The organism is Bacteroidales bacterium, from assembly GCA_035353855.1.
GTDB lineage: Bacteria > Bacteroidota > Bacteroidia > Bacteroidales > CG2-30-32-10 > DAOQAK01.
On the sequence record DAOQAK010000011.1, the window covers coordinates 49126 to 74906 of the forward strand.

The window sequence follows — 25781 nt, forward strand, 5'->3', positions numbered from 1 at the left end:
AAACATACTACATAAATTCAATTTAATATTTTCCATTTTCTATTATCTATTTGCTATTAAGACTTATAATTAAACGCAAAAATCGTGGATATATATTAAGAAGTAAAATTTCAAAGCTTACTTGCCAGTACTGCTGACCTCTTGTAATGTTTTACATTTCCATTAAGATCGAAAACTTCAAAGTAAATTATATACATTCCTATTCTTGCTTTTTCATTTTCATCGGTAATGCCATCCCATGAAAAACTTCCTGAAGTTCCAAGCAAAACATTATTTATTAGATTGCGAATCAACCTTCCGTTTGTATCGTAAATACTGATGTTTGCCATGTATCCGGGTTTATCAAAATTGTAATTGATATTTAAAATGTCATTATATCCATCATTGTCCGGTGAAAAAATTTCGGGAGAAATAGTTATTTGTTCATCTGAAAAAATATTCTCTGATGATTGTGAATTTTTATATGCAGGTGTTCCAAAACCTACTGTTTCTGAGGCTGAATGCCAATTTGTTTTATCATTGCTTGGTCTTTCAAAATTTATTCTTTCAAGCGAAACACCTTCTGATGAATTTAAAAGCGGGTATATCATATCAGTTGAATACTTAACCATATCAATAATTTCCGATTGATTTTTCAAAGCAAGCACAACCGTCCCGTCATCATTGTTGTATGTAGGAAATGATAGCATGGAAATAAAATTATTTGGATTCGGAGTGTAATATTGTTCTTTAACTTTTGCCGGGTTGCTTGTTAACACAACATATTCCGAAGGAAAAAGTAAATAACCTTCATCGCTAATGTTTTCGATATTTTCGAGAGATGATGCAATAGTGTCGTAAGAAGATAAAATAAAATTTTTCAGATCAATTACTTTCGATGAACGATTATATAATTCAACATAATCAACACCATCATCTTTTGGATTTGACAATATTTCATTAATTACAATATCATTATTTGTTGGTGTTTGCGGAATGGCAAAACGTTTTGAACTACTTACCGGTAGCGGATTTCCGGTGCAATCACGTAAAGTATCATTAATGGTAATTGTATAAATAATTCCATTTTGAATTTCAGATGAAAGCTCCAAAATTACCGAAGAATATTGAGGTGCAACAGGATTTGCATTTGCTGGATTTCCAATTCCATTATCAATAAAATATTTTGATATACTTTTAAGAAACACACTATCCATCGGCTCTGAGAAGAAAAGTTGAATATGAAAATTATCAATTATGGTTACTAGTAAAAATTCTGGAATTGTATTATCAGGATTAAGCTCATTTACCGAATTCGCTGCACCGGGCGTTCCGCCTAATATTCCCGTTGATGCTTTCCAGTTATCTTTTCCTCCGCATGGGTTGTTCGGGTCAATCTGTTCAAGTGACCAGCCGCCATCTTTTTTATTAGCATCTTTATACCAATCGTCGGTGTAAGAAACAGTAGAAATAACATGGTAAAGCGAATCATAAAGTGTTAAAGTTTCACCGTTATTTGTAATTGAAAAACTTGGTATTGCCAGGGCCATTCCGTATGTTGAGATTGATTCCTGTCCGCTTGCTGATGAAAATAAAATATAAGAATGAGGATCAAGTGTTGCATCCGGAATTTGTTTAATGGTGCTGCCCATCGCGAATTTCCAGTTTTGCATTTTAATAGGATATTCAGTTCGGTTATACAATTCAACATATTCATAATTGGCTAAACCAACAATAGGGTCGGGGTCGGCCATTATTTCATTGATAACAATATCATGTTCTTTTGGGGTATATAAAATAAATTCTGTGCTCGAAGACAACATAAAATTACCATTCAGATCCTTTATATTATTTACCATTAAATTATAAAATATTCCTTCAGTGAATACTGTTGAAAAATTCAAATGCATTAAAGCACCGTTATTTACATCAAATTCAACGGATACAGGGTTTCCTATTCCATTATCTACGTTATAATTTGTAATTGTTAACGCTGTAGAAGTATCAATATTTTCAGAAAAATATACATTTAATTGTGTTTGAGAAATGATATTTATTGAATTAATTTCAGGAGGGAAAGTATCAACTATTATAGGTCCTACATAAAAATCATCAAAATAAAATTTTGTTGCATTACTGGTTGTGTATTTACAAAAAACTCCAAACCATGATGTTGTTGTAAATGTATTATCAAAGCCACTTCCTTCTAGTTGAAATACAGTGCCACCATCAGAAGCAGAATATAATTTCCAGGTTCCCGTATCATCACGGGTAACTTTAATTCGAAAAGTATTTGTTGAATTGTTGGTATAAGTAAATTTACCGTGAATGATAATTTTTATTGTTGTTCCGCTTTGTTTGTATAACCCGATGCTGTCGTTCGCTTCCCCTATCTGTACAAAATATCCATTTAATGAACCGGCAATATTTTGCTGGTCAGAAATAAGGTATACTCTTGCATTATTATTGGATGATGTGGCAAACGAAAGTTTTACCCAAAACTGCCATTCATTATTATTTACCAAATGATTGTTTGTATATAATATTGAAGTATCTGCTCCTGTAGCATTCAAGTGAAGTTGTTTGGAACTGTTGATTTCAAATTTTGCAATATCACCAACCCATAAAGGATTCGCAGAAAAATTACCATCTGAAAAATCATCAGAAAACTGACTGAATCCAAATGACGGAACAAGCAGAAGAAAGAAAAATATTTTTTTCATAAAAAAATTTAAGATGCAGGTAAAATAATTCATAATATTCTCATTGAACAATAGTGAATTTATAATTGGTTTGTTTTATCAATAGCTGACAGGTTTGGGTTTGTAACTGGTAATTTTTAATAAGAAATATTTTCTTTCAAAAATTGGATTTGGTTCAGGATAAATAAAACTCATTACTTTTTTATAACTTCGCAAAAAATAAATTTTACTTTATGTTACGTACACACACTTGCGGGGAATTGACAATAAAAAATGTCGGGACAAAAGTTACGCTTTGCGGATGGATACAAAAATCGAGAGATTTAGGAGGTATGACTTTTATTGATTTGCGCGACCGTTACGGAATTACACAACTTGCTTTTAATATGGATACCCATGCTGCATTATGCGAAAAAGCTAGAGCTATGGGGCGTGAATTTGTGATTAAAGCAAATGGAACTGTAATAGAAAGAAGCAGTAAAAATTTAAAAATTCCTACTGGCGAAATAGAGATACTTGTTGATGAACTGGAAGTTTTGAATGAATCGAAAACACCTCCTTTTACTATTGAAGATAATTCGGATGGTGGTGATGAGTTGCGAATGAAATACCGTTACCTTGACTTACGCAGAAATGTGATAAAGAAAAACATGGAACTGCGTCATAAAATGGCAATAGAAACCAGGAACTACCTGAATTCGCAAGGCTTCATGGAAATAGAAACACCTTATATGATTAAATCCACACCCGAAGGTGCCCGCGATTTTGTAGTGCCTTCGCGTATGAATCCCGGACAGTTCTATGCTTTGCCGCAGTCGCCGCAACAGTTTAAACAATTACTGATGGTTGCGGGTTACGACCGCTATTACCAGATTGTACGATGTTTTCGTGATGAAGATTTGCGTGCCGACCGTCAACCGGAATTTACGCAGATTGATTGTGAGATGGCTTTTATAACCCAGGAAGATATATTGAACACGTTTGAAGGATTGGCAAAATATCTTTTCAAAAAGGTAAAGAATCTTGAGGTGAATAAATTTCCTCGTATAAGCTATGCCGATGCCATGAAATATTATGGCAATGATAAACCCGATATTCGTTTCGAAATGAAATTTGTTGAACTGAATGATGTTGTTAAAGGAAAAGGATTTAAAGTTTTTGATGATGCCGAACTTGTGGTAGGTATTTGTGCAAATGGTTGCGGGGAATATACACGTAAGCAATTAGACGAACTTACCGAATTTGTAAAACGTCCGCAGGTAGGCGCAAATGGAATGGTATATGTAAAATGCAATAACGACGGAACTGTAAAATCGAGCGTTGATAAATTTTATAATGAAGAAGAATTAAAAAAATGGATGGCCGCATTTGATGCAAAGCCTGGCGATTTATTGTTGGTGCTTGCTGGTAAAACCGAAAAAACACAAAAAGCGCTTAGCGAGCTTCGTCTTGAAATGGGCAACAGACTTGGTTTGCGTAATCCTGAAATTTTTGCTCCGCTATGGGTTACCGATTTTCCTTTACTGGAATGGGATGAAGAAACCAATCGTTTTTATGCAAAGCATCATCCTTTTACTTCGCCTAAACCGGAAGATATTTTACTGCTTGACACAAACCCTGCGGAAGTGCGCGCCAATGCATATGATATGGTAATTAATGGTGTTGAAATTGGCGGAGGTTCTATAAGAATTCATAATAAGGATTTACAGAAAAGAATGTTCAAGGTACTTGGATTTACTGATGAAGAAGCGCAGAACCAATTTGGATTTTTAATGAATGCTTTTGAATATGGTGCGCCGCCTCATGGTGGTATTGCTTTTGGTTTCGACCGCTGGTGTGCTGTTTTCGGTGGTTCTGATTCTATTCGCGATTTTATTGCATTCCCGAAAAATAATTCAGGGCGCGATGTGATGATTGATTCTCCTTCGGTAATCTCACAGCAACAGTTAGATGAACTTGAAATTCAATTAAAAATTAAAACGAATTCATAAGTAATTTGCTTTTGGAATAATTTTTGTCTTTTATACAGATATATCAAAATAAATTGAATTATGAAAAAGATTGCTTTCATTCTTGTTGTTCTTATTGGATTTTCGGCACTTAATGTTTCTTCGCAAACATTGCGAACGGTTACAAATAAAGCTTTTAAAAGAGGTGAAGCTCTTCGCTATAAAGCATATTATGATGCAATACTAACAGGAAAAGTTGTAGCAGGTGAAGCCGACCTTGAAGTGAAAAATGAAAACAAAGTTGTTGCCAATCGTAATACTTATCATATTGTTGGTTTGGGTTTAACTAAAGGGACTTTTAATTTCTTTTACAAAGTTGTTGACCGTTACGAAACGTATCTTGATGAAGAAGCATTAATACCTTGGATATTTATTCGCAGGGTGAATGAAGGAGGTTATAAAATAAGCCAGGATGTTACTTTTAATCAATTCAAAAAAACAGCAACAACGGTAAATAATAAAAACAATACAACAACAAATTCAATAGTTCCCGAAAATATTCATGATATTATTTCGTTATTTTATTATGCAAGGACAATCGATTTTAATAGCGCTAAAATAGGACAGGAATTCCCTCTGCCTTTCTTTATTGACGATAGCATATATACTTCAAAAATTATTTACCAGGGAAAGGAAAATATTACCATTGGTTTGGGAAAATACAAAGCAATTAAATTTAAACCCAGTGTTGCAACAGGCAATGTATTTGATGATCCTTATCCTATGACCATGTGGGTTACTGATGATGAAAATCATGTTCCTTTGTTGGCTGAGTCGGAAATATTGGTTGGAAAAGTTAAGCTGGAGCTAATAAAATATTCAGGACTAGCAAATAAAGAAACTTCAAAAATAAAATAACGTTAAAATTTCTTTGTTAAAATAAAGAATAATATAAAACAACATATGTATTATTGCATTTCAAGTGGTGTATTGTTTTCAAATAAATGGATAAGCAACCTTGTATTTTATTTCTCGTCTATGTAATCGGTTATTTATGGAAATAATTTATTAGGTATGAAAAACATTATTATCATTCTGACTTTAGTATTAAATTTCACAATATCATTCGGGCAGCATCAAACAAAACGAGTTTTATTTCTTGGTAACAGTTATACCTACGTAAATAACCTTCCCCAGGTGATTGCCGATGCAGCGCTTTCAAATTCCGATACATTAATTTTGATAGCAATACCCCGGTGGTTATACATTACAGGACCATTCAACAAATACAAATTCATTAAGTAAAATTGCAACAGGCAGCTGGGATTATGTAGTATTACAGGAACAAAGCCAGCTACCTTCATTTCCGATAGAGCAGGTTGATACAGAAGTTTTTCCTTTTGCTCATAAATTAGACAGTATCATTAATATTTACAACCCCTGTAGCGAAACCGTATTTTATATGACATGGGGAAGAAAGAATGGCGATGCTTCCAATTATGCCTCGTGGCTGCCCGTATGCACATATACAGGAATGGACAGTCTTTTAAATTCGCGATACCGTATGATGGCCGACAGCAATAATGCCATACTTTCTCCTGTAGGCGCAGTGTGGCATTACCTGAGACAGAATTTTCCATTAATGGAATTATATCAAACAGATGAAAGTCATCCATCGGTTGCTGGCACTTATGCTGCTGCCTGTAGTTTTTATGTTACACTGTTCAGAAAAGATCCGACGCTTATTACGTATAATTCATCATTACCCGATTCTGATGCGGTAAAAATCAAAAATGCCGCCAGGTTAATGGTGTACGACAGCTTTGCGAAATGGTACATTGGCGAGTATGACCCATTGGCCGCATTTAATTACTTTATTTCAGGTGTAAATCAAATTACGTTTACAAATAGTTCTGTAAATACAACTACATACAACTGGAACTTTGGCGATGGCGATACCACATCAGCAGCAAATCCAACACATCAATATGCAACCGCAGGATTATACTCTGTAACTCTTATCGCAACTAAATGTAAGTATAGCGATAACATTACTCAAACCATAAATGTTAATAACTCAGGTATTCAAAATCAGGGGAAAGAAAATTTAAATGGAATATTTATCCTAATCCTGCAACAACTAAAATTATAATTGAGCAAAACTTTTCTTACGAATTAAAATTTAAAATATATGATTTTACAGGCGCTGAAATCCTTAACGGAAAAATAAATGAACAAGCCACACAAATAGATATTTCAATGCTTTCCGAAGGTTTTTATTTTCTGCAACTTTTCAACAACAACAAATCCGTAGGGCAAATAAAATTTGTTAAGGAAAGTAAACAGTAAAATAATTTCAAATTACGAACGCTGCATTCTTAATTCAGAATTACTTCTTTGACCAAAAACTTTTACAGCATATTGGATTATATTTTATATTTACTGCCCGGTAAAAATTAAAAAAATATTTACCTGATGATATAAATATTTTATGGTAAAGAAATCAAATCAAAATAAAGCTCAAGTTAAAACAAAATCTTCATCTTCTAAAATAATAGATTTTAATTACGATAAATATAAAGCAGCGAATGCCAATAAATTTTTGATTATAGCTATTTTATTATTTTGTATTTTTCTTTTAAGTGTTTTCAAAAATATTTCTTATCCGTTATTTTGGGCTGATGAAGGCATGACTGCAATAGGTTCTGAAAGAGTTCTTGAATATGGATACCCAAAAGTTCACGACGGGAAAAATGTTTTCTACGATCTTAAACACAGTAATCCCAAATTAGGCATCAGCGAAAAAGATGATGCTTATGTAGGAGGCACCGGCTGGGGGCAATATTATTTTGGAACAATAGGGTATTTACTTGCCGAGGAAACAGATGACATTTATTTAAAAACTGCACTTTACCGGACAACCTTTGCTATTATAGGAATACTGGGATTATTGTTAATTGGTTTTTTTATTTCAAAAATTTTTCCTGATAATTTTTCACGATTTGCTTTTATAACGCTTTTCTTATTACTTGAATTGATGTCGGTTTCATTAGCAATGTTATTAAGGGAAGCAAGGTATTATTCGCTGGTAATGTTTCTTTCGTGCTTGATTATTGGCATGTATTCAAGTTTTCGTTTTTACAAACCATTTAATAAAATAGTTTTTATTTGTATTGAATCAATTGCGTTGTGGATGCTTTTCTTTACATTCTCGCCGGTTTATTTTATTATTATTTTAACTGTTGCAATTTCAGAATTGATAATTTTTGTTTATCAAAGTTTTATTTCGGGATTTATTTCTTCGGCAAAAAAAGCGCTGCCAGTAATTTGTTCTTTAGCCATTGCATTGATTGGTGTTTATCCGTTTCTTTCCTATTTTAAAACATTTGAAATATCAAAGGCCATGAATGAATTTTGTGGTTATAACAATCTTATGTATTGGGATAATTTTAAAATTGTTTTTGATTATTTTAAAAAATTCGAGTTGCTGTTTTTTGCAATAATATTGAAAATATTTTTAGTGTTCCATATTAAAAAAATATTAAATAAAAAATCGGCACTATTTTATATTTCCAATTTTCTGACATTGTTTTTTATTGTTTTTATATTTGCTATCGGACGAATCCCTAATTTCATTTATACCCGCTATATCATATACCTGCAGCCAATCCTGGCTATTATAATTATTCTTGATTTTTTTATGATTTTAAAAGAATATTCGGTAAACAGTACAAAACTTATTAATACTAAAATGATGATACTCATTATACTTTTTGCAGGAATGTATATTTTTTCTTTATCGAAAAATATGAAATATATTAAAGGACACATTTATGAAATGAGCCATCAATACAAGGGCCCGCTCGATTATACCATTCCATATATACAGGAAAAATTTCCTAAACCCGACACACTGGTTATTGCTGCCAATTACGAAGAGCCATCGTATATGTATTATTTAAAAAGTAAGGTAATAATTGGTTTTACGGGAAACAACCTTGCTGAAGATTCATTGGTTACTCCTGATATTATTGCTTACCGGAAAACATGGAATAATTATGAGAAGGTATTTAATGGCTTTCTTATGAAATCGGAATATGAAAAAATCTCATTTCCTGTGTACGATGGTTGTGTGAATAACATTCCTGAATTGAACTTTAAGCCAATGTTCAATCATAAATTCAAAATACTATTTCCTGAAAACGACGATTTTGCGGCTTGGTTATTTGTAAGAAAAAAACTATTTCAACACTAAAATAATTTTTTTTAAAAATGTGTTGATTATATTTTAACTTTACTGGATGATAATTTGAGATAATATATATGACAGTAAGATTAGCAAAACCATTTTTAAAGTGGGCGGGTGGGAAAACTCAGTTAATTAAAGACATTGAGAAATCATTGCCTTATAAAATGACCAATACTGATTTCATTTACATTGAACCTTTTGTTGGCAGTGGTGCTGTTTTATTTTGGATGCTTAATAACTTTCCGAATTTAAAAAAAGCAATTATCAATGATATTAACGAAGACCTCATAAACACATATAATATAATTGCATCAGAACCTAAAAAATTAATATCTTTTCTTAAAGTTTTTCAAAACGAATTTCATTCATTAGAAAATAACCCTGAAAAGAAAAAAATTTATTATTACCAGAAACGAGAATTGTATAATTCCAGAAATACTGATATTATTACTCAAGCAGCATTATTTATTTTTTTAAACAGAACTTGTTTTAACGGGCTTTATCGGGTAAATAAAAATAATTTATTTAATGTTCCAATGGGTTCATATAAAAAACCCACTATTTGTGATGAAGAAAATATATTAGTTGTTAGTAAAGCACTACAGAAAGTTGAAATTCTCAGCGGCGATTTTGAACAAACATTAAAATATGCTAAAGAAAATTCATTCTTTTATTTCGATCCACCATATAAACCATTAAGCAATACTTCAAGTTTTAATTCATATGCAAAAGATGATTTTAATGACGATGAACAAATACGTCTTAGAAACTTTTGTATAAAAATTGAAAAGCAAGGACATAAATGGATGCTCAGTAATTCCGATGTTAAAGGAAAAAACATCAACGATAATTTTTTTGATGATATTTATTCTGATTTTTTAATTTCAAGGGTCAAAGCCAAAAGAAACATCAACGCAAATGCTGATAAACGCGGACAATTAAATGAATTGTTAATTACAAATTACAACTATGAACAAACTTTGCGCACTGCTTAATCTGAATAACGACGATGAGCTTTTCGATAAAATTACGCAAAGCTTTAAAGAAAAAATTACTACTTGGGATTACTTTGTAAATTGGAAAAAAGTTCTTATTAATGTTGAGCTATTTGAGAAAGAATTAAATATACTTAACTATTTAATTGGAAAAACTAATTTACGTGAAGAAGCATATAATTTAATAAATAAATATCCCGAGGTAATAAGGGCAATTCCTACGTTATTGGCTATTAGAGAAGGTGCATTAGAAATTCTTATTGATTCTAAAAATTTTAAATACAAAAATTTAAACTTTTTTGATCTGAATATAGACAAGGAAGAATTGAATAACTATGTTGATTTTATTATAAATACAGGATTAGGTGAAATCTTATCTGACAGGAAAATAAAAAACCTTGTTGATTATGTTACCGGTGTTGAAGTTGGGTTGGATAGCAATGGCAGAAAAAACAGAGGTGGCACTTTAATGGAAGGCTTAGTGGAAGTTTTTGTTTCAGAAACCTGCCAAAATTTAGGATTAGAATATATGTCTCAAGCCTCGTCAGAGAAAATTAAAAAACAATGGGGGTTAGAAGTTGTAATTGATAAATCATCAAGGAAGCTTGATTTCGCAATAAATAAAAAAGGAAAACTTTATTTTATTGAATGCAATTTTTATGGAGGAGGAGGTTCAAAACTAAAATCAACCGCAACAGAATATATAGAAATGAACCGATATTGGAATAAACAAGGAATTGAATTTATTTGGATTACCGATGGTGCCGGTTGGCGATCGACTTTAAAACCTTTAAGAGAATATTTTGATAAAGCAGATTATTTGCTGAATTTAGAAATATTGAAAGATAGTATATTAAATAAAATTTTACATTAATGGCTTGTAAAAAAGAACATAAAGAATCAGATTTAATTATAAAAGACTTACCTATTAGTCAAGGAGGATTTGGAAGACATAAATGTGCTTGTTGTGCTTATGAAAAAGGAGTAGAAAATGGTAATAAGAGAATTTTAAATTTTAATCTAGAAGATTTTATTTCAAATTTAGAAGAAAGTCAAAAAGGCAATCAAAGACATAAAAGTGCTGTAGAAGCATATACACTGGGGTTTTTTCATGGATTAAATGGGTCAAACAATCATCTCGTCATCAAAGATAGACAGAGAATGGCTAATCAAATGAGAGATTTTGGTTTATATATGGTTGCTAAAGGAGTTGTTAATGCTACTTTCTCTGAACAAGGAAGTCCATATTCATATGCGATGGGAGTAGTTCATGTTGCAAACGGCTTTGAGATATTAATAAAAGCTAAAATAGTTGAGGAACATCCTTTGTTAGTTTTTAATAAGATACCAAAAGAAACGAATATTGTTGATGGCAATATTAAATTTGAAGATCTTCTTGAGCATGGACAAACAATAATGTATTCCGAATTACCTGATAGGCTATGGGCAACAACTGGTTATAAAATAACACCAATTAACCTTTTTAACGAATTTGGCAAAATAAGAAATCAAATAATTCATTTTGCGGTACCTGAAATTCCACTTAGTGACCTTACTCTTAATTTTACATTTCAAATAATAGAAAAAGCTATTAATGAATGGTGGGGTACAACTATACTTGAATATGCACAAGAATATGATGAAGATTATTGTGAATATGTTTTTGAAGAATTGAAAAGATTAAATATTACAATTAATTATAAGCTTAACGAAAATGGAGATTTAGTTAAGAAACAATAAATCTTGAACCATATTTTAAACCCCAAGATAAAGACATATATTTTCTACATGGAGACACAATGGAGCTTTTACCATGGTTTGAACATATACTAATCCAAATACCATAAAAGGGAATTAACCTCTTTAAATTTTTTATGTTTTTTGTTTTCGTAATTGGTGTATTTAGCTGCTGGAGGTTGTCTACTACATACACTCATACATAAATTATCTATTTCTTTTGAACTATCAATGAACTGTCTAATCCAACCCTGATAAAATAATGTAGGTGGGTCATAATGACTTTCTCCTGTATAATTATAATCTTGCTCTATTATAAATAATTGGCTTAGTACTGCAATTATTGATATTGGGTTCAGCTCATGTTCAAATTCTTCTTTTCGCAATGATTTAATAGCATCGATAGGATCTTCACGATAAAATATTTTATCAAATGCTATTAAAAGTTTATTCTTTAAATCGGGTCTTGAACGAACTCTTAAATGTAAATCAATCATAACTCTAAGATGATTGGGTCTAAACTCCCTCTCCCCTTCTTTTATAAAAATCTGGAAGTTTTTCTTAATATCATAATTCTTAAACTCTTTGTTTGGTCTTACCACAAATATTTCTGTCCCTTGGTCTCTATGGAAAACAGTTGGTGTTTCAAATTTGATTTTTTTTATTTTTCCAAAAATTTCTTTATAGTTAGCCATCTATGTAAAATTTAATAATTTAGAAACACTTATGTTAAAGGTTTTAGCAAAAGCTTCAATATTTCTTAATGACAAATTTCTTTCGCCTCTTTCAATCATCCCTATATATGTTCTATGAAAACCTGTTTTATCAGCAAGTTCTTCCTGGCTCCAACTTTCTTTAAGTCGCAATTCTCTTATCCGACTACCAAACTTTTTTACAATATCATTTTTCATCTTGCAAAAATGAAATTTTATATACAAAAAGTCTACATACAATTAGTATCATTTTAATTTTATTTATATATTTGCAAAACTAAAAAGTCATATATATGAACGACATAATATCATCTACGTTAAACCCTAAAGAGCTATTAAAAATTCACCTATCCTTACAAGTAGGAATTATAAAATTCAAGTATTAGTTGATGCACTAAGACTTGTATCTTCAGATATAATAAAAAAAAATTATTAATACCTGATGGTTGTGAAAAATATGGCTTCGTTGAAGGAAAGCATAATTTAAGTATATTGTTGCACTTTTTAGCTGATATGTTAGAAGAATGATTAAACCTTTTTATAATTCTACCGATAAATCATTTTATCTCCTTCAAGGAGATTCATTTGTATTATTACCTCAATTTGAACATAAGTTCGATATTGTATTTGCAGATCCTCCATATTTCCTTTCAAATAATGGATTAACTATAAACAGCGGAAAAGTAGTAAGCGTTAATAAAGGCAAATGGGACAAATCGCATGGCTTTGATTATATAAATAATTTCAACAAAAAATGGCTTTCTTTAGTTCGTGATAAAATGAAAGAAAACGCTACAATATGGATTAGCGGTACATTACATAATATTTTTTCAATAGGTCAATTGCTAACAGAATTAGATTTTAAAATATTAAATATAATAACTTGGGAAAAGAATAATCCTCCGCCTAACTTTTCATGTCGCTATTTTACACACTCTACAGAGCAAATTATCTGGGCTCGTAAAAATGAAAAAGTTCCTCATTACTTCAATTACGAATTAATGAAACAACTTAATGGCAACAGGCAAATGAAAGATGTTTGGAAATTACCTGCAATTGCACCTTGGGAAAAATCATGCGGAAAACATCCTACACAAAAACCATTATCAGTATTAACAAGAATAATACTTGCTTCAACTAAACCCGATGCATGGGTGTTAGATCCATTTACAGGCAGCAGCACCACAGGCATTGCTGCAAACCTTGCAAATAGACGCTTTCTGGGAATTGATTCAGAAATAGAATATCTTGAAATAAGTAAAAAAAGAAAACTTGAAATAGAAAATAAAACTATTGCAGCAAAATATAAAGAGAAAATAAAAGGGTTTAATAATAAAAATGAACTTGAACTTTTCTTATGTGCCGAACCTAAAGCAGAATATAAAACAAATTTGAAATTATAATCTATTATAATATTGATAGAATTAAATTGCTAAACCTCATCAAACAATAAAAACCATGTCACCTCAACCAACACCCGAATGCTGTCCTCCGTTCAATCCTGAACCATGGAGCGATAAAGTAACAGAATGGAATAATAAAAAATTTATAAAGGATAAAGTATTCACAATCTTTTTCATGCCCGTGAATTTTGGGAATGTAATGAGAAGACTTCATACAAAAGTTGATGGAGCAAAAGCTTCGGTACCTGAATGGTTGTGCCTTTCCGACCATACTTCAAAATTTAATATGGATGTTTTTCTTGCCGTCGATAAAGAAATAAGCGGAGCAGAAAATGTAACACTAAGTGGAAAATTCTACAGCAAAGTGTATGAAGGAAATTTTAAAGAAACCGGAAAATGGTGTAAAGACTATGCCGAAAGCGCCAAAGCAAAAGGGTATAAAACTAAAAAAATGTATATGTGGTATACCACCTGTCCTAAGTGCGCAAAGAAATACGGAAAAAATTACGTTGTAATTATTTCACAAATAGATTGAAATAATTGAAGCCTTTTTAAAAAAGAAATGTAAATTTTTATTTTTCTCTGTGTTCTCTGTAGCGAACTCTGTGTCTTCTCAGAGAGCCTCCGTGAAATAAAAAATTACACAGAGTTTCATTTAATTTTCATGAAGTTCGTCGCGGTGAACTCAGGGAGCTTTTCGTATAACTCCTCTATTTTTTAAAAGAAAAATATAATGTAGTTTTGCAGAATAATTAAAAATGGTATTACAGCCTTTATTCTGTTGATAAAAGAATGACTGAAAAGTTTGATCACAAAGGTTATCTTGATATGGAGTTGTTGCGCTTTACAACAGCCGGAAGCGTTGACGATGGGAAAAGCACACTAATAGGACGTTTATTATATGACAGCAAATCCATTTTTGAAGATCAACTTGAAGCCATTAAAATTGCCAGCGAACGTAAAGGCGAAGAACAGGTAAATCTTGCTTTACTAACTGACGGGTTACGTGCTGAGCGTGAACAGGGAATTACCATTGATGTAGCGTATCGTTATTTTGCAACACCTAAAAGGAAATTTATTATTGCCGATACTCCCGGGCATATCCAGTATACTCGGAATATGGTAACGGGTGCATCAACAGCCAATCTTGCCATTATTCTTATTGATGCACGAAAAGGGGTTATTGAACAAACCAGGCGTCATGCGTTTATTGCATCACTATTGAAAATCCCACACATCATTATTTGTGTAAATAAAATGGATCTGGTGCAATACAGCAGCGAGATATATGAAAACATAAAAAAAGATTTTTCACTTTTCGCTTCAAAACTCGAAGTGCAGGATATTCGCTTTGTGCCTATCAGTGCATTACGCGGTGATAATGTGGTTGACAAGTCGGAAAACATGCAATGGTACGAAGGCCCGTCATTATTGTACTTACTTGAAACTATTCATATCGGGAGTGATTTGAATTTAGTAGATTGTCGTTTTCCGGTGCAATATGTTATTCGTCCGCAATCGGAGCAATACCATGATTACAGGGGATACGCAGGAAGAATAGCTGGAGGTGTTTTCAAACCCGGTGATAAAATTATGGCGCTACCTTCGGGAATGACAAGTAAAATAAAATCAATTGATACCATGGAAGGCACTGTTGAAGAGGCATTCACTCCTATGTCGGTTACCATTTGTCTTGAAGATGAAATTGACATTAGTCGCGGCGATATGATTGTGAGGGAAAATAATATGCCTGCTATAGGCCAGGAATTTGATATTATGGTTTGCTGGCTGAATGAGAAAAAATTAATGAACAACGGGAAATATCATATTAAACATACTTCACGTGAAGCCCGCTGCATTATCAAAGATATACGTTATAAAGTGGATATTAATACGCTTCATCGTATTGAAGAAGATAAAAATATAGGATTGAATGATATTGCACGCATAACATTGCGAACAACCGTACCTTTCTTTTTTGATAAATATAAAATAAACAGGATAACCGGAAGCGTTATCCTTATTGATGAATCAACAAACGAAACGGTTGGAGCAGGTATGATTGTATAAAATATAATTTATGGAAGATCAGGAAAAGAGGAAAAAGTTATTTATCTATATGCCTATTTTGTTGGCATTGGTGCTTATTGCAGGAATGTTCCTGGGAAGTATAATTTCTTTAAACAGCTCGTTTAATAAAAATATTTTTTCATATAACCCTGGAGGTTATAATAAGTTCAATGATGTTTTAAAGTATATTGAAGAATCGTATGTTGATTCTATTACCAAAGATTCGCTTACGGAAAAAGCTATAAGCAGCCTGCTTGAAAATCTCGATCCGCATTCAGTATATATTTCTGCTGCTGAATTTAAAGAAGCAAATGAATCATTACAGGGAAGCTTTGAAGGAATAGGAGTTGAATTCCGTGTTCAGCGCGATACGGTTACGGTAATTAATGTAATAGCAGGAGGACCTTCAGAACAAAAAGGAATTATGGGAGGCGACCGGATTGTAAAAGTTGACGGGAAAAATATTGCTTCTGTGAAAATTTCAAATACACAGGTAATAAAATTATTAAAAGGGCCCAAGGGAACCGAAGTTAAAATTAGTGTTTCAAGGCGTGGCGTTAAAGGTCTTATCGATTTTACCATTACCAGGGATGTTATTCCTACATACAGTATGGACATTGCTTATATGATCACAAAAAAAATAGGATACATAAAACTAAATAAATTTTCGGCCACTACTTATGATGAATTTGCAAAGGGATTGAAGGATTTAAAAAGTAAAGGTATGACCAAGCTTATACTTGATTTACGTGATAATGGCGGGGGTTACCTGCAGGCGGCAATAAATGTTGCTGATGAATTTTTACCCGATGGAAAATTAATTGTTTATACCAAAGGTGCACACAAACCTAAAGACGAAGTTCTGGCTACGAAAAACGGTAGCTTTGAAAATAATTCTTTAGTAGTTCTCATTAATGAATTCTCTGCATCAGCAAGCGAAATAGTTGCCGGAGCAATACAGGATAATGACCGCGGAACAATTATCGGTCGCCGTTCATTTGGAAAAGGACTGGTGCAGGAACAATTGAAACTATATGATGGTTCGGCAATAAGGCTCACGGTTTCGCGTTATTATACGCCCACGGGACGCTGCATTCAAAAACCTTATGGCGAAGGAACCGAAGAGTATTATAATGAATTTTACCAGCGGTTCATTGACGGGGAGCTGGAAACCGCCGACAGTATCAAGTTTGCCGATTCATTAAAATTCAAAACCCCGAAAGGAAAAATTGTTTATGGTGGTGGCGGTATTATGCCTGATGTATTTGTAGGTATTGGTAAAGAAGAAGATTCAAAATATTTTATTTCCCTTTTTAATAAAGGTTTGTTTATACAGTATGCTTTTGATTATGTTGATAAAAACCGCAAGACACTTAAAGCAACATATCCTGATGCCGATGTTTTTTTAAATAAATTTTATGTTGATAATTCTATACTTAATGAATTTGTTGCTTATACTGAAAAGAATGGAATTAAAAAAGATACCGAAGGATTTTCATTATCCGAAAAAAATATTAAAACTTATCTGAAAGCGTTTATAGGTAGAAACCTGTATAACGACAAAGCTTTTTATCCTACTTTATATCAAACGGATAAAACAGTACAAAAAGCAATAGAGGTGCTTGATGCAGTAAAATAAAATTATTTTTTTGTTTTATCTTTTTCGGTAATGGTAGAATCGGCAGCAGTTGTATCGCTGAGAATATCGTTAGCCCTGTCGATTGCTATATCTCCATCAATTTTAGAAAGTGAATCTTCAACCTGAACTTGTCTTCGGTGTTCTTCTTCAGATGGACCGCACGATATGAAAGCAACAATAGAAAAGTACAATAAAGCGAAAGCAACTTTTTTCATCTAATCGTTTTTTAAATATGAAGCCACAAATATATATATTTTTATTACATATAACATTAAAGCTTATTTTATATGATAAAATTAACTAATTTTATTTTTTAAAATCATCTCCAATGAAAAATATCCTATCGTTTATTATAACAATAATTTTTTGTTCAACAGCATTTGCACAGTTAGCGCCTAAGAAAGATTTTACCGAAAAGCTTGCGCTGAGGGATCAGAAAAAAGCTGATGCCCTTAAAAAAGGAACATTGACATACAATGGAAACAATTACGATTTAAAATATCATCGCTTATGCTGGAGTGTTGACCCGAATATATTATATATCAGTGGCGAGGTTACCAGTTATTTTAAAACTACTCAGGCCAGCGTTTCGCAAATAAGTTTTGATATGTCTTCGGAACTGGTAGTTGATTCGGTTATTTATCATTCAACAGATGTTTCCTATACATTAACTTCATCCAATGCTTTGAACATTTCGCTTCCGGCAGCATTACCTTTAAATCAGCTTGACTCGGTTTCGGTTTTCTATCATGGCGTTCCTTCGGGTACCGGCTTTGGAAGTTTTATAAAAGAAACTCATAATTCAATACCCATCGTATGGACACTCTCGGAACCTTTTGGCGCTAGGGATTGGTGGCCATGTAAAAATGATTTATCTGATAAAATTGATTCCATTGATGTTTATGTGACAGCGCCTTCGCAGTATTTAGCTTCATCAAATGGTGTAAAAATTTCAGAAACCATTCAGGGTGCTGATAAAATTACACACTGGAAACATCGTTATCCAATTGCTGCATACCTTATAGCTATTGCAATTACAAACTACCAGACCCTTTCTGTATATGCTCATTTTGGAACTGATTCGCTTGAAGTATTGAATCATGTTTATCCTGAAAATTATTCCAATGCTTTGTCAAACGCGTTGAATGTAGTGCCCTCGCTTGAATTATACGACAGCCTTTTTATTCCATATCCTTATTCAAATGAACGATATGGGCAAACACAATTCAACTGGGGCGGAGGAATGGAACATCAAACCAATACTTTTCTTTGTGATTTTGGACACGAGCTGATGGCGCACGAACTGGCTCATCAGTGGGTTGGCGATATGATAACCTGCGGTAACTGGCACGAAATATGGCTAAACGAGGGCTTTGCTACTTACTGGACAGGGTTAACTTATAACTTTCTTTTTAATGGAGTTTATTGGAAACAATGGAAACAAATACAAATTGATGATATCGTTTCACAACCCGATGGTAGTGTTTATTGTACTGATACAACCAGTGTGAACAGGATTTTTGACGGGAGACTTTCTTATAAAAAAGGAGGAATGCTTTTACATATGTTACGATGGGTTATTGGTGATAGCGCTTTTTTTGCAGGGATGAAAAATTATTTGACCGATGCTGATCTTGCATACAATTATGCTTGTTCCGATGATTTTATTACTCATATGGAAACAGCTGGCGATACCGATCTTACAGAATTTTTTAATGATTGGCTTTATGGCGAAGGGTATCCTACTTATGCAATTAATTGCTACGTCTCTTCTTCAGGTAATGATATGACAATTGTTATCAATCAGTCGCAATCACACAGCTCGGTTTCTTATTTTGAAATGCCTGTTCCGTTGGAATTTAAAAATGCAACTCACGATACTATTGTTGTTTTCAATAATTCTTTTTCAGGTCAGCAGTATGCTTTAAACTTAGGATTCAGACCCGACTCCGTTAAGTTCGATCCGGAGTTATGGATTGTTTCAGCGAACAATATAGCAAATGTTAGTACTCCTGAAATTGATTATGTCGAGTCGATAAATATATTTCCTAATCCTGCAGAAGATATTCTTAACATTGATTACAAAGGAATGAATATTGAATCGATAGAAATTTATGATGTTAAAGGATCATTAATAAAATCAATAATAACAGAAGGAATGAATGGGTATTTGGATATAGATATCTCTTCTTTTGCAGAAGGAATATATTCTGTAAAAATAAAATCTGCAGATAAAATATTTTACAGGAAAATTTCAAAAATTCCTTAATCGTGATATTGACTTTTTAATTGAAATAATCAATACGAAAATCGCAATAAATTTGAATCTCAAACTTTCAACTTTGAAAAATTTCTAAATGCCTGAACAAAAAAAACTTTTCCTTCTTGATGCAATGGCCTTGATTTACAGGGCTTATTTCGCTATGAATAAAAATCCACGTGTAAATAGCAAGGGCTTGAACACCTCGGCAATACTGGGTTTTGCAAATACATTATACGAAGTGCTTAAAAATGAAAATCCTTCTCATATTGCAGTATGTTTCGATTCAATGGCTCCAACATTACGTCACGACGATTTTGTTCAGTACAAAGCTCACCGTGAAGCGATGCCTGAAGATATCGAAACTTCGTTACCGTACATTACTGCAATGATCGATGCTTTTAATATTCCTGTCATTGCAATGGAAGGTTATGAAGCGGATGATATCATAGGTACTCTAGCTAAAAAGGCTGAAACCTTTGGCTTCACAACATATATGATGACTTCCGATAAAGATTTCGGACAACTGGTAAGCGACAAAATATTTATGTACAAGCCCGGACGTTTTGGTGATAAGGCCGAAGTACTGGGTGTAAAACAGGTTTGCGAAAAGTTTGGAATAAAACGTCCTGAACAAATTATTGATATGCTGGGGTTGTGGGGCGATGCATCCGACAATATTCCGGGGATACCCGGTGTGGGCGAAGTTACCGCCAGAAAACTTCTGGAAGAATTCGATAATATTGAAAATCTTTTAGCAAATACTTCTCATATTAAAAATCCGAAACTTAAATTAAAAGTGGAGGAATTCAAGCAACAAGCTATCATCAGCAAACAACTTGCAACGATTATTCTTGATGTACCTGTTGAGTTCAACGAAGAAATGCTGAAACGGAAATTGCCCGATGAAGATAAATTAAAATCGCTTTTTGATGAATTGGAATTTCGTGCATTTGCCAAAAGAGTATTTTCCAATCCCACATTTCAGCAACCTGAAACTATTGAAAATAAAGAGACTTCCGGGAACACACTTTTTCCTTTGGGAGAAATATCAGGAAATGAAATCATAAAAAAAGATATTCATTCTACACCGCATACTTATCATGTAGCCGATGATCCGGGAAAAAGAAAACAATTGATCAATATTTTAAAACAACATAGATCATTTTGTTTCGATACCGAAACTACAGGCCTTGATGTACACGACACAGAATTAGTTGGAATGTCGTTCAGTATAAAACCTCATGAAGCCTGGTACGTTCCCTTGTCAGAAAATTATAATGAAACAGTACAGATTGTTCATGAATTCAAAGAGGTGCTGGAAGATGAAAGTATTGCTAAAATAGGGCAGAACCTGAAATTTGATATTTCGGTTTTGAAATGGTATGATATAAATGTAAAAGGAAAAATATTCGATACCATGCTTGCACATTATTTACTTCAACCCGATATGCGTCATGGAATGGATGTTCTTGCCGAAAATTATTTGAATTATAAAACTGTTCATATTGACAGTCTTATTGGTAAAAAAGGAAAATCGCAACTCTCGATGCGTATTGTTCCGCTTGAAGAAATTAAAGAGTATGCCTGTGAAGATGCCGACATTACGCTCCAACTGAAAAATGTTTTCGAGCCGCTGTTAACAGAAACAGAAACAAAACATCTTTTTGAAGAAATTGAAATGCCTCTTGTTCCTGTACTTGCTGCCATGGAAGCCGAAGGCGTTAAAATTGACATTACGGCGCTTAACGAATATTCCATACAGTTGCAAACAGATATTGAATTACTGACAAAAGAAATTTACGAACTTACCGAAACCGAATTTAATATTTCATCGCCAAAACAATTGGGCGAAGTACTTTTCGATAAATTAAAAATTTCCGAAAATGCCCGCCTTACTAAGACAAAACAATATTCCACCGGTGAAGATATTTTACAAAAATTAGTAAACAAACATCCGGTAGTTTCAAAAATTCTCGATTACCGTTCGCTCACCAAATTAAAATCAACTTACGTAGATGCATTGCCATTGCTGGTTAATAAACGCACAGGAAGGATACACACATCATATAACCAGGCGGTAGCAGCTACAGGCAGGCTGAGTTCAAACAATCCGAATCTTCAGAATATTCCTATACGTACCGAAAAAGGCCGTGAAATTCGAAAAGCGTTTGTTCCGCGTAATGATAAATACACGTTGATTTCTGCCGACTATTCACAAATAGAATTACGCATACTTGCCGAACTGAGTGGCGATAAAGGCATGAAAGAAGCTTTCGCACAAGGACAGGATATCCATGCAGCTACCGCTTCAAAAATATACAACATCCCTTTAAGTGAAGTTACAAAAGATATGCGCCGCAGTGCAAAGGCTGTAAATTTCGGAATAAGTTATGGAATGAGCGCTTTCGGACTTGCTGAAAGGCTTGGTATTCCTCGTAAAGAAGGAGCATCAATCATCGATCAATATTTTGCAAAATATCCTTCCATAAAAAAATATATGGAAGAAACCATCGCTTTTGCCCGTAAATACGGTTATGTAGAAACCATAAAAAATCGTCGACGATATATTAATGATATTAATTCAACGAATTCGGTTGTTCGTGGTTATGCCGAGCGAAATGCCATAAACGCTCCTATCCAGGGCAGCGCTGCCGATATGATAAAAGTTGCCATGATCAATATTTTTAATGAATTTGAAAAACAAAAACTGCAATCGAAAATGATTTTGCAGGTGCACGACGAATTGGTTTTTGATGTTCATAAAGATGAAATCGACATTGTAAAACGTATTGTTGAGTCGCTCATGAAATCAGCTATTCCAATGAAAATACCTGTTGAAGTGGAAATCAGTTCGGGCGATAATTGGCTAGAGGCGCATTAGAATAAAAACCTTAAAAATTTCTACCAGCATGCTTGCCGAGACTTTTAAAGTTCACAGAAATTTTTCTTAGAATTATTTTTTCAGAACGGCTTGCTGTGCCGTTTCATTAATCGCTTCAATACAATGTTTATTTGAGTAATTCAAAATTTTAAAACTGTCTTCGTTTTCATAGAACGAATTTAAACATTGAAAATCTATTTGCAATTTTCGTTAGGTTATAAATTCGGAAGGGAAAAAGAAGATTCTCCTAAACAGGTATCATTATAAAATTTTTATGAGCACATCAAAAAAAGTATTAGTAACAGGCGCATCGGGAACAGTTGGAAGTGAAGTTGTGAAACAACTATGCGAAAAAAATGATAATATTGAAATTACTGTTTTCGATAAAAAAAATAAAAACTCCGAACGTTTTTTTTCAAAAATCAGTAAACGTGTAAAAGTTATTTATGGTGACATTTCAAATAAAGAGGATGTTTGTAATGCTTGTAAAAATCAGGATGTGGTTATTCACCTTGCTGCTATTATTCCTCCTTTAGCTGATAAACAGCCTCAGCTGGCGAATAAAGTAAATGTTATTGGAACAAAAAATCTTATTGAATGCCTTGAAGAATTTTCACCAAAAGTTTTTTTCCTTTATGCTTCATCCATTTCAGTTTATGGCGACAGAATAAAAAATCCATGGATTAAAGTTACTGACGACCTTAAGCCAAGCGACAGGGATGAGTATGGTCTTACAAAAATTGAAGCCGAAAAACTAGTTACAAATAGTGAACTGAATTGGTCTATATTCCGTCTTACGGCTATAATGGGAGCAGGTAATCATAAAGCTTCAGGAATAATGTTCCATATGCCGCTCGAAACAAAAATGGAAATAGCAACCCCATACGATGCAGCACGAGCATTTGTACATGCAGTGAACCATCTGGATGAACTGAATAAGAATATTTATAATTTAAGCGGGGGCGAAAAATGCAGAATTTCGTACCAGGAATTTTTATCATCCACATTTAAATTATTTGGCTTAGGGGATTTGGATTTTCAGGAAAATTCATTTGCTAAAAGAAACTTCCATTGTGGTTATTATGAAGACGTGGATAAGCTTCATCAGATTCTTGATTTCCGCAGAGTTACCATTGATGACTATTTCCGGTATGTTAAAGAATCTGTTTCTCCGTTTCAAAAAGTTGCCGCTTCAGTATTTAAAAAAATGGTAAAGAAATCACTTCAAAAACAATCAGAGCCTTTAGCTGCAATAAAAAATAAAAACGAAACGGATCTTAAACATTATTTCTAAAATTATTTTATTGCAATAGAACAATTTATTTTCACCCTTTCAATGCATTATGTTTACTATATCTTATGATGTAGTGTTATACTTCGGCTATTCGAGTTTGCAAAAAAGGCAACCCCGAACGCTCAGTATATCTTATACCAATTGTAAAAAAATTATTATTTTTACTACACAACTATAAAATAATATTTATGTTATGCCCAGAAAGCGCTATTCACTTATAAATGGAGGTCCTAAAGAAATAGAAATTTCGTGGGGCTTTGCATGGAAAAATTTTACAGTTCGTCATAACGGTCAAATTATTGGTACTGTTGGCTCGCAACGGGAACTAAAGGAAGGACGCCAGTTTAACCTGCTTGATGGAACTACACTTTGGGTAAAATTAAATGTGGGTTTTGGTAAAGCCGGACTCGAAGTGTTGCATAACGGACAACCTTGTCCCGGTTCGGATTCCGATCCTGCACAAAAAATAAAAGTTGCTTTTGGTATATTGCTTTTTGTGGCCCTGTTCAATACAGTGATTGGATTACTGCTTGAAACAATTGGCGGAAATGAATTTAAGGAAATAGGCATTGGTGTTGTTTTTTATGGATTGATTTTTATCGGACTTGCTTTCCTGGTGAAAAAACTTTCATTGATTGCTTTAATCACAGCTATTGTTTTACTTATTGCTGATGCCGTTACAGGACTAGTTTTTCAAATGATGTCAAACAACAATATGTCGTTCGCATGGATAGTTGTAAGAGTATTATTCCTAATTTATTTATTCCAGTCAGTTAAGCCTTTAAAGGAATTGAAACAGGCAGCTAATCAACAATAATTTATTATCATTATATTTTCGTTGCGTTAAATAAATTATTTATATGCAAGTGGAAATCTATTGCTATTTATTCTCTTATAATTAAAACTCCTCTTTTTTAATAATAGTTCGGTAATTTATTTATGCAAGGACTAAAATCCTTTATAAATGTAGGTTTCACAGTAGCCCCGACCTTAAGGTCGGGGCTATTAAAACTCAATAAAATTGGGCTTTAGCCCAAAAGTTAATGAAAAATTACCGAACGGTTGTTTTAAGAAAGTCGAACATATTACTTTAAATATTCTTTTAAATTATTTTATTGAAAAATTCTACTAAAAGTTCAATAAAATAGAATAGTTCATATTTTGATAAAATTTAATGTTTCATCATTTGCTATAGGAACATACATTATTGAAATTGTTTCCGATTCGAAAGTAATGACTAAAAAATTATTAAAATTTAATTTTATTTTCAATGAAAACATTTGTCAAATCGGCTGCTTTAATAATTATCGTTATTGTTATTTCTGCATTTAGTATTTCATTCGATTCGAAAAAAATTAGCCCATCAACGCAAAATATAAATCTTACTGTAAAACTTACCGGACTTGATAAAATAAAAGGTAAGGCACATATTGCATTATGGAATAGCGCTAATGGTTATCCCGAAAAGGAAAAAGTTTATAAAGGAATATCAATGTTAGTAACGTCAACTACATTGAAATATACTTTTAACATTCCTCCGGGCACTTACGCAATAGGCACTTTCCACGATGCCGATTCAAATGAGGAATTAAGTACTAATTTTTTTGGTATTCCAACTGAAGGTTTTGGATTCTCGAATAATTACAGACCGGTTTTCAGCAAACCTTCATTTGAAGATGTAAAAATCAATGTGCAAAAAAATACTGAAATTGAAATGATTTATATTTTTTAACTGATTATAGAAAATAGTATTTATCTTAACCCGGTTACGAATAATTTTATTTATATTTATGCGTTTAATACGGGATTCGGTTTAAATATTTTTTTTATGAAAAAAATGATTCGTATTATTTTTATACTCAAAGAAAACAGGTTTGCAAAAAATCAAGATTGAATGAGCTGAAAAT

General features: G+C 32.8%; 21 protein-coding genes. 17 read left to right on the plus strand and 4 right to left on the minus strand.

The window, feature by feature from the left end; genetic code table 11:
• Nucleotides 1–110 precede the first annotated feature (110 nt).
• Nucleotides 111–2702, minus strand: a complete 2592-nt coding sequence (locus PKK00_04250) for a lamin tail domain-containing protein (protein HNW97608.1) — start codon at nt 2700–2702, stop codon at nt 111–113.
• A 212-nt stretch (nt 2703–2914) separates the two neighbouring features.
• Between PKK00_04250 and aspS the strand changes: the two genes are divergently transcribed.
• The 8 genes from aspS (at nt 2915) to PKK00_04290 (ending at nt 11614) form a co-directional block, all read left to right on the plus strand.
• Nucleotides 2915–4672 (plus strand): aspartate--tRNA ligase, encoded by a 1758-nt coding sequence (gene aspS, locus PKK00_04255; GenBank protein HNW97609.1) that lies wholly within the window; start codon nt 2915–2917, stop codon nt 4670–4672.
• A 60-nt stretch (nt 4673–4732) separates the two neighbouring features.
• Nucleotides 4733–5548: a DUF3108 domain-containing protein gene (locus tag PKK00_04260; GenBank protein HNW97610.1), complete on the plus strand. Its 816-nt coding sequence runs from the start codon at nt 4733–4735 to the stop codon at nt 5546–5548.
• Nucleotides 5549–5704: 156 nt separating this feature from the next.
• A complete protein-coding gene (locus tag PKK00_04265) occupies nt 5705–5935 on the plus strand; it encodes a hypothetical protein (protein HNW97611.1) in 231 nt (76 codons plus the stop codon).
• A 157-nt stretch (nt 5936–6092) separates the two neighbouring features.
• Nucleotides 6093–6782: a PKD domain-containing protein gene (locus PKK00_04270; protein HNW97612.1), complete on the plus strand. Its 690-nt coding sequence runs from the start codon at nt 6093–6095 to the stop codon at nt 6780–6782.
• Nucleotides 6783–7121: 339 nt separating this feature from the next.
• Complete coding sequence (locus PKK00_04275; protein HNW97613.1) at nt 7122–8885, plus strand: hypothetical protein; 1764 nt, start codon at nt 7122–7124, stop codon at nt 8883–8885.
• A gap of 68 nt (nt 8886–8953) precedes the next feature.
• Nucleotides 8954–9874 carry a DNA adenine methylase gene (locus tag PKK00_04280; protein ID HNW97614.1) on the plus strand — a complete coding sequence of 307 codons (921 nt, stop codon included), beginning with the start codon at nt 8954–8956 and terminating at the stop codon, nt 9872–9874.
• Nucleotides 9849–10748, plus strand: coding sequence for a type II restriction endonuclease (locus PKK00_04285; GenBank protein ID HNW97615.1), 900 nt, complete (start codon nt 9849–9851; stop codon nt 10746–10748). Before PKK00_04280 ends, PKK00_04285 begins: the two co-directional genes overlap by 26 nt.
• Nucleotides 10748–11614, plus strand: coding sequence for a hypothetical protein (locus PKK00_04290; protein ID HNW97616.1), 867 nt, complete (start codon nt 10748–10750; stop codon nt 11612–11614). The genes PKK00_04285 and PKK00_04290 overlap by 1 nt, the downstream gene beginning before the upstream one ends.
• Before the next feature lie 89 nt (nt 11615–11703).
• Here the strand turns inward: PKK00_04290 and PKK00_04295 are convergent, their stop codons facing one another.
• Together PKK00_04295 and PKK00_04300 are read right to left on the minus strand one after the other, a co-directional pair.
• Nucleotides 11704–12306: a hypothetical protein gene (locus PKK00_04295; protein ID HNW97617.1), complete on the minus strand. Its 603-nt coding sequence runs from the start codon at nt 12304–12306 to the stop codon at nt 11704–11706.
• A complete protein-coding gene (locus PKK00_04300; protein ID HNW97618.1) occupies nt 12307–12522 on the minus strand; it encodes a helix-turn-helix transcriptional regulator in 216 nt (71 codons plus the stop codon).
• A 326-nt stretch (nt 12523–12848) separates the two neighbouring features.
• On the opposite strand from PKK00_04300, the gene PKK00_04305 reads away from it, so the two are divergent.
• The 4 genes from PKK00_04305 (at nt 12849) to PKK00_04320 (ending at nt 17436) form a co-directional block, all read left to right on the plus strand.
• Nucleotides 12849–13727, plus strand: a complete 879-nt coding sequence (locus PKK00_04305; protein HNW97619.1) for a site-specific DNA-methyltransferase — start codon at nt 12849–12851, stop codon at nt 13725–13727.
• A 55-nt stretch (nt 13728–13782) separates the two neighbouring features.
• The gene (locus tag PKK00_04310; GenBank protein HNW97620.1) at nt 13783–14262 is read left to right on the plus strand and encodes a hypothetical protein; all 480 of its coding nucleotides are present in this window, start codon (nt 13783–13785) and stop codon (nt 14260–14262) included.
• A 257-nt stretch (nt 14263–14519) separates the two neighbouring features.
• The gene (cysN, locus tag PKK00_04315) at nt 14520–15797 is read left to right on the plus strand and encodes a sulfate adenylyltransferase subunit CysN (protein ID HNW97621.1); all 1278 of its coding nucleotides are present in this window, start codon (nt 14520–14522) and stop codon (nt 15795–15797) included.
• A gap of 10 nt (nt 15798–15807) precedes the next feature.
• Nucleotides 15808–17436: a S41 family peptidase gene (locus PKK00_04320; GenBank protein HNW97622.1), complete on the plus strand. Its 1629-nt coding sequence runs from the start codon at nt 15808–15810 to the stop codon at nt 17434–17436.
• A gap of 2 nt (nt 17437–17438) precedes the next feature.
• Here PKK00_04320 and PKK00_04325 read toward each other — a convergent pair whose 3' ends face one another.
• Entirely contained in the window at nt 17439–17651 is a 213-nt protein-coding gene (locus tag PKK00_04325; protein HNW97623.1) for a hypothetical protein, read from the minus strand.
• A 113-nt stretch (nt 17652–17764) separates the two neighbouring features.
• Here PKK00_04325 and PKK00_04330 point away from each other — a divergent pair, with 113 nt between their 5' ends.
• The 5 genes from PKK00_04330 to PKK00_04350 all read left to right on the plus strand — a co-directional run bounded on the left by PKK00_04330 (nt 17765) and on the right by PKK00_04350 (nt 25606).
• On the plus strand, nt 17765–19705 hold the full coding sequence (locus PKK00_04330) for a M1 family aminopeptidase (GenBank protein HNW97624.1): 1941 nt from the start codon (nt 17765–17767) through the stop codon (nt 19703–19705).
• Nucleotides 19706–19793: 88 nt separating this feature from the next.
• A complete protein-coding gene (polA, locus tag PKK00_04335) occupies nt 19794–22580 on the plus strand; it encodes a DNA polymerase I (protein ID HNW97625.1) in 2787 nt (928 codons plus the stop codon).
• Between the two features lie 274 nt (nt 22581–22854).
• Nucleotides 22855–23874 (plus strand): NAD(P)-dependent oxidoreductase, encoded by a 1020-nt coding sequence (locus tag PKK00_04340; GenBank protein HNW97626.1) that lies wholly within the window; start codon nt 22855–22857, stop codon nt 23872–23874.
• A gap of 193 nt (nt 23875–24067) precedes the next feature.
• The gene (locus tag PKK00_04345) at nt 24068–24691 is read left to right on the plus strand and encodes a hypothetical protein (protein ID HNW97627.1); all 624 of its coding nucleotides are present in this window, start codon (nt 24068–24070) and stop codon (nt 24689–24691) included.
• Nucleotides 24692–25144: 453 nt separating this feature from the next.
• Complete coding sequence (locus PKK00_04350) at nt 25145–25606, plus strand: DUF2141 domain-containing protein (GenBank protein HNW97628.1); 462 nt, start codon at nt 25145–25147, stop codon at nt 25604–25606.
• Nucleotides 25607–25781 lie beyond the last annotated feature (175 nt).